Origin of the sequence: Sphingomonas sp. (assembly GCF_035555815.1) — a bacterium.
Taxonomy (GTDB): Bacteria; Pseudomonadota; Alphaproteobacteria; order Sphingomonadales; family Sphingomonadaceae; genus Sphingomonas.
In genome coordinates, this window is sequence record NZ_DATMGG010000179.1 from 1 (window position 1) to 2,167 (window position 2,167).

2 protein-coding genes are annotated in these 2,167 nt (G+C 68.2%); both read right to left on the minus strand.

Annotation, left to right across the window (positions count from 1 at the left end; translation table 11 throughout):
- Positions 1-68: 68 nt before the first annotated feature.
- Positions 69-506, minus strand: coding sequence for a DUF2141 domain-containing protein (locus VNR91_RS09770; protein ID WP_325490574.1), 438 nt, complete (start codon positions 504-506; stop codon positions 69-71).
- A partial coding sequence (gene dxs / locus VNR91_RS09775) for a 1-deoxy-D-xylulose-5-phosphate synthase (protein WP_325490575.1) occupies positions 503-2,167 on the minus strand: 1,665 nt, incomplete at its 5' end. The genes VNR91_RS09770 and dxs, both read right to left, overlap by 4 nt.

Genomic DNA, 2,167 nt, shown 5'->3' on the forward strand with positions numbered 1-2,167 from the left:
CGGCACAAGACGGGAGTGACAGGTGCGGTGCGGTTCGCGGGGCCTGATCCGTCACGGCTCGCTCCACCCTAGAGGAAATAGCGCATCTTGACCTGAATCGTCTGCGCGCCGCCGGCAACGGCGAACACCGCGTCGGACCATTTCGGCGGCGCCATCCGGATCGGCGCGTCGTTGGAAAAGCCCACCCCTTCCTTGGGCAAGCCGAACAGCGCCTTGTCGACCTTATGGTTAGCATTCTCGTCGTGAAACACCTGTAACCCATAGGCGCCGGGCACAACGCCGCGCAGCGTCAGCGTCGTCACGCCGGTGTGCGCGGGGACCGCGGCTTCATAGGGACAGTCGGGCTTGAGGAACGCCGCCTGCGGGCAAAGCCCGATGCGTACCACGCCCTTGGCGTTGCGGACGTTGCTGACCCGCACGGTCAGTTCGCCCGGCGGCGGCGAGGCAGCGGCCGCGCCGGCAAGCGCAACGCCCGCCAGCGCCGCCACCGCGACTTTTCGAATCACGCGGTCAGTCCGGTCATCGACGTCGCGTTGTGCCGCAGCGCCGCCAGCACCGTATCGACGATCGCATCAGCATCGAGCCGGGCCTGGGCATATTGCGTCTCGGGCTTGTCCTGATCCTGGAACAGATCGGGCAGGCGCATGGTGCGCAGTTTCAGGCCGGCGTCGATCAGCCCGGCATCGCTGGCAAAGGTCAGGACGTGGGCGCCCAGCCCGCCGACCGCCGCTTCCTCGATCGTCACCGCCACCTCGTGCGTGGTCAGCAGCCGGCGGATCAGCGCCTCGTCCAGCGGCTTGGCGAAGCGCAGGTCGGCGACGGTGGTCGACAGCCCCTTTGCCTCCAGCGCATCGGCGGCCTTCATCGCCTCGGCCAGCCGAGTGCCCAGGCTGAGGATCGCGACCTTGTGCCCCTCCCGGACGATGCGGCCCTTGCCGACCTCCAGCCGTTCGGGCGTGGCGGGCAATGGCACGCCGACCCCGTTACCGCGCGGATAGCGCACCGCGATCGGGCCGCTGTCGTGCAGCACGGCGGTATGGGTCATGTGGACCAGCTCGGCCTCGTCCGCCGCCGCCATCACCACGAAATTGGGCAGCGTCGCCAGATAGGTCACGTCAAAGCTGCCGGCGTGCGTAGCGCCATCCGCCCCCACCAGACCGGCGCGGTCGATCGCGAAGCGGACGGGCAGGTTCTGGATCGCGACGTCGTGGACGACCTGATCATAGGCGCGCTGGAGGAAGGTCGAATAGATCGCGCAGAACGGCCGCATCCCCTGCGCAGCCAGCCCGGCGGCAAAGGTCACCGCGTGCTGTTCGGCGATGCCGACGTCGAAGAAACGATCGGGGTGCGCCTTGGCGAACTTGTCGAGCCCCGTGCCCGACGGCATCGCCGCCGTGATCGCGACGATGCGGTCGTCGGACTCGGCCTCCTTGGTCAGCGCCTCGCCGAACACGTTCTGGTACTGCGGCGGTCCCGGCGGGGCCTTGGCCTGCGCGCCGGTGATCACGTCGGATTTCTGGACGCCGTGATATTTGTCCGCCGCCGCCTCGGCCGGGGCATAGCCCTTGCCCTTCTTGGTCACGACATGAACCAGGATCGGCCCCTGGTCGCTGTCGCGGACATTCTCCAGCACCGGGATGAGATGGTCGAGGTTGTGGCCGTCGATCGGGCCAACGTAGTAGAATCCCAGTTCCTCGAACAGCGTGCCGCCGGTCGCCATGCTGCGCGCGAACTCCTCCGCCTTCTGCGCGGCATTGTGGACGCGGCGCGACAGGCGGCGGGTGATCTTCTTCGCCAGGCTGCGCAGCCCGAGATACTCGCTGGAGCTGACCATCCGCGCCAGATAGGCAGACAGACCGCCAACCGGCGGCGCGATCGACATGTCGTTGTCGTTGAGGATCACCACCAGCCGGTTGCCCGCCGCCTCGGCGTTGTTCATCGCCTCATAGGCCATGCCGGCCGACATCGCGCCGTCGCCGATCACCGCGATGCCCCTGCCCGGCGCGCCGGTCAGCTTGTTCGCGGTAGCAAACCCGAGCGCGGCGGAGATCGAGGTCGACGAATGCGCCGCCCCGAACGGATCATATTCGCTCTCGCTGCGCTTGGTGAAGCCGGACAGTCCGCCACCCTGCCTGAGCGTGCGGATGCGGTCGCGTCGCCCGGTCAG